The sequence below is a fragment of the Streptomyces sp. NPDC006265 genome, assembly GCF_040613555.1.
Lineage (GTDB): Bacteria > Actinomycetota > Actinomycetes > Streptomycetales > Streptomycetaceae > Streptomyces.
The window spans coordinates 1-3,809 of the sequence record NZ_JBEXSH010000866.1 but is presented as its reverse complement, the minus strand read 5'-3'; the positions used below and the strand labels follow the sequence as shown (position 1 = coordinate 3,809).

The 3,809-nt window shown below is 70.7% G+C and carries 4 protein-coding genes; 3 read left to right on the top strand and 1 reads right to left on the bottom strand.

Annotated elements, in window-relative coordinates:
• Nucleotides 1-48 precede the first annotated feature (48 nt).
• Together ABZ281_RS41740 and ABZ281_RS41735 are read left to right on the top strand one after the other, a co-directional pair.
• Complete coding sequence (locus ABZ281_RS41740) at nt 49-591, top strand: GNAT family N-acetyltransferase (protein WP_356663156.1); 543 nt, start codon at nt 49-51, stop codon at nt 589-591.
• A 248-nt stretch (nt 592-839) separates the two neighbouring features.
• Nucleotides 840-971 carry a hypothetical protein gene (locus tag ABZ281_RS41735; RefSeq protein ID WP_104781486.1) on the top strand — a complete coding sequence of 44 codons (132 nt, stop codon included), beginning with the start codon at nt 840-842 and terminating at the stop codon, nt 969-971.
• Nucleotides 972-984: 13 nt separating this feature from the next.
• Here the strand turns inward: ABZ281_RS41735 and ABZ281_RS41730 are convergent, their stop codons facing one another.
• Nucleotides 985-2,610 (bottom strand): metallophosphoesterase family protein, encoded by a 1,626-nt coding sequence (locus ABZ281_RS41730; RefSeq protein ID WP_356663155.1) that lies wholly within the window; start codon nt 2,608-2,610, stop codon nt 985-987.
• A 154-nt stretch (nt 2,611-2,764) separates the two neighbouring features.
• On the opposite strand from ABZ281_RS41730, the gene ABZ281_RS41725 reads away from it, so the two are divergent.
• Nucleotides 2,765-3,808, top strand: coding sequence for a 3-isopropylmalate dehydrogenase (locus ABZ281_RS41725; RefSeq protein WP_356663154.1), 1,044 nt, complete (start codon nt 2,765-2,767; stop codon nt 3,806-3,808).
• The last annotated feature ends 1 nt before the right edge of the window (nt 3,809 follow it).

Sequence of the window (3,809 nt, the reverse complement as noted above, 5' to 3'; positions counted from 1 at the left end):
CGGGTCCTCCTCGTCCGGCTCGTCGGACTCCGGCTCGTCGACGGTCCGATGACCACCCGAGTGCGCACTGCCCACACCGCCGAGCTGACCCCCGCCGAACTCGACGCCGTGCGCGGCCTGCTGGATGCCGCCTTCGAGGGTGACTTCGGTGACGAGGACTGGGACCACGGCCTCGGCGGCATGCATGTCCTCGCCCTCGACGACTCGGGGCTCGCCGCGCACGGCGCTGTCGTGATGCGCCGGGTGCGGCACAGCGGCCGGTGGCTGCGCGCCGGGTACGTCGAGAACGTCGCCGTCCGCGCCGACGCCCGCCGCGACGGCCTCGGCGGACGGGTCATGGCGGAGCTGGAACGGGTCGTCGACCGCGCCTACGACCTCGGCGCCCTCTCCGCGAGCGACGACGGGGCCCGGCTCTACACCTCCCGCGGCTGGGAGCGGTGGACCGGCCGAGTGCACGCCCTCAGTCCGCGGGACGGCATCGTCCGCCTGCCGGACGAGGAGGGCGGCACGTACGTCCGTACCGCTCTGGCCGGCTCCCTCGACCCCGCGCACGAGCTGGTCTTCGACTGGCGCGACGGTGACGTGCTCTAGAAATCACCGCAGGTCAGCAGGGTGTGACCCAGTCCACCGTCTCAGATAGTAGGAAGCCCGAGTAATTGTGGAGACAGACGCTCCGCGCTCCCTTAGCTTTGTAGAAGCCGAACGTCTCGCTCGACCAAGCGAATGGCGGTCGTGAGTCGGGCCCCGCGCAGGCAACCCCTGCGGCACCGCTCCCCGCCCCTTCCGGCGTCTCGTAACCCTCCCTGTGCACTCCGTGCTGTCGAAGGAGTCGATTTCCCATGGCCGAGACGACCGTCCGCCGCCGAGTCCGTCACGTCTCCCGTACGACCGAGTCCGATCGGAAGAACGCCGCCGCCGCGCTCCAGCGCGCACTCGACCGCAGGGACAACGGCGGATCCAGCGGCCACTGAGCCGCGCACCGCATCAGGACCGGGAGCCGCCCGACGAGGAGCGGTGCGGGGTCTCATGCCCGCGCCGCACCTCGAAGTGGTCGATCCGCTCACCGCTCGACGCCAGCGCCGACACCTTCAGTGCCGGCCGGGCGCCGCTCTCCGCCTCCACCGAGAGGAACGAGAAGCCGCGGTAGCGCACCCGCGACCACTGCACCGACTCCGCCTTGGTGTCTTGAGACTTGGTCCACCGGAACGTGGTGACCGGCTCGTGGTCGGCGGGGTTCCCCTCGTAGCTCTCCTTCACGCCGTCGGGGAAGCCGTACAGCTCCTTGCCGCCCCCGCCCGCGGTGACGTACACGATCCCGTCCCGCCGCGGATCCGTCGTCCCGCCGACCGGCACCGGCCTGCCCACCTCGCCGTTCCGGATGGCGTCCGTCCGCTCGTAGACGTGGTTGTGCCCGTTGATCACCAGGTCCACCTCGTGCCGGGCGAACAGCGGCAGCCACTCGGCGCGCACCCCGCCGTCCGAGGCGTGTGTGGACGTCGAGTACGCGCAGTGGTGGAAGAAGACGACGATGAAGTCGACGTCCTTGGAGGACCGCAGCTCGCCGAGCTTGCCGTCCAGCCATCTCGTCTGCCGCCCCTCCGTGTAGCCGAGGTTGGCGGGGATCTCGTACGACACGTCGTTCGCGTCCAGCGCGACCACGCCCACGTTGCCGTACGTGAAGGCGTACACGCCCGGTGCCGTACGCGCGTCGAAGCCGCTGTCCGGCAGGGAGAACCGGGCGAGCTGGCCGCCGTAGCCGTCGGGTGAGTACCAGGCCTCCATGTCGTGGTTGCCGGTCGTCACCATCCACGGCACCGACCGGGCCACCGGCTCGGTCTGCTTCAGGAACCGGTCCCACTGGCCCGCGTCGAAGACGTCCGAATCCTTGCCCTTGCCGGTCGGATCGGCGTAGCAGATGTCGCCGGCGTGCAGATGGAAGGCGGGCTTCCGGCGCAGCAGCGTACGGTCGTTGAGAGCCGCGTCCTCGCCGACGCCCTGGTCGCCGAAGGCGGTGAACACGAACCGCTCGGGCGGGCGCGCCGGTGCGGTGCGGAAGGACGTGACGGTCGACCGGTGCCGCGGGGAGGCCGGGTCGAAGCCCTCGTGGCCGACGCCGTAGTAGTACGTCGTGTCCGGGCGCAGGCCGTCCAGCGCGGCGTGCAGGTAGTACTGCTCGACCGCCGCCCGGATGCCCTTCAGCTCCGGGGTGCGCAGATCGCGCAGCTCGGCCTCGATCTTGCGGCCGAGGTCGTCGGGGCGCAGCCCCACCCGGACGTACGGCTTCTTCACCGCGAGCGGCACCTGCCAGGAGATGCGCATCTGCGTCCCGGGGTCGGCGCCGAAGGCGAGATGGCGGCCGAAGGGAGTGATGAGGGAACCGGGCGCCTTCGACATGCTCGGCGACGGGGCACCGCTCGCCGTGGCGCCGGCCTGTCCGGAACGGGAGCCGGAAGAGGAACCGGAGCAGCCGGTCAGCAGCCCGCTCGCCACCGCGCCCGCCGTCACCAGCGTGCGCCGCCGCGACAGCCGGGTCCGCAGGTACTCGTGCTGCTCCGCCATGCTCATCCGGCCGGCGAGCTCGGGCGGGATGCCGAAGTGGGGGATCTCCATGGTCAGTGAATTTCCCAGCAGAGGCCAACGGCCGCACCACATACGGGTGAACGACACCCGACGGACGCGTGCCGTCCCCCGGTCGGGTGCCTCCCACCTGTCCGCATCACGGACGCCGAATGTCATCCCATGGGACGAGGGGTAGGGTGCCCGCATGTCTCGCAGCATCAATCTCGCAGTGATCCCCGGTGACGGCATCGGCCAGGAGGTCGTGGCCGAAGGCCTGAAGGTCCTTTCCGCCGTCCTTCCGCAGGATGTGAAGCTGGAGACCGAGGAGTACGACTTCGGCGCCCGGCGCTACCACGCCACCGGTGAGACCCTCACCGACGCCGACCTGGACGCCCTGAAGCGGCACGACGCCATCCTGCTCGGCGCGATCGGCGACCCGTCCGTGCCGTCCGGCGTCCTGGAGCGCGGCTTCCTGCTCAAGCTCCGCTTCGCCTTCGATCACCACGTCAACCTGCGTCCGTCGAAGCTCCTTCCGGGTGTCGCCACCCCGCTCGCCGGCGAGCCACAGATCGACTTCGTCGTGGTCCGCGAGGGCACCGAGGGCCCGTACACGGGCAACGGCGGCACGATCCGCAAGGGCACCGAGCACGAGGTCGCCACCGAGGTCTCCGTGAACACGGCCTTCGGTGTCGAGCGCGTGGTCCGCGACGCCTTCGCCCGTGCCCAGGCCCGCCCCCGCAAGAAGCTGGCGCTGATCCACAAGAACAACGTGCTGACCTTCGCGGGTCACCTGTGGACCAACGTCTTCAACAAGGTGGCCGAGGAGTTCCCCGAGGTCACCACCGAGTACATGCACGTGGACGCGGCGACGATCTACCTCGTCACGCAGCCCGAGCGCTTCGACGTGATCGTCACCGACAACCTCTTCGGCGACATCGTCACCGACCTCGCCGCGGCCGTCTCCGGCGGCATCGGCGTCGCCGCGAGCGGGAACATCAACCCCTCCGGCGACTTCCCCTCGATGTTCGAGCCCGTGCACGGCTCGGCCCCGGACATCGCCGGCCAGGGCAAGGCCGACCCCACCGCCACCGTGCTGTCCGTGGCGCTGCTCCTGCGCCACCTCGGCTACGAGGCCGAGGCCGCCCGTATCGACGAGGCGGTCGCGGCCGACCTGTCGGAGCGCACCGGCAAGCCCGCCCGCTCCACTTCGGAGATCGGCGACGCGCTCGCCGTACGCGTAGCCGGCTGAC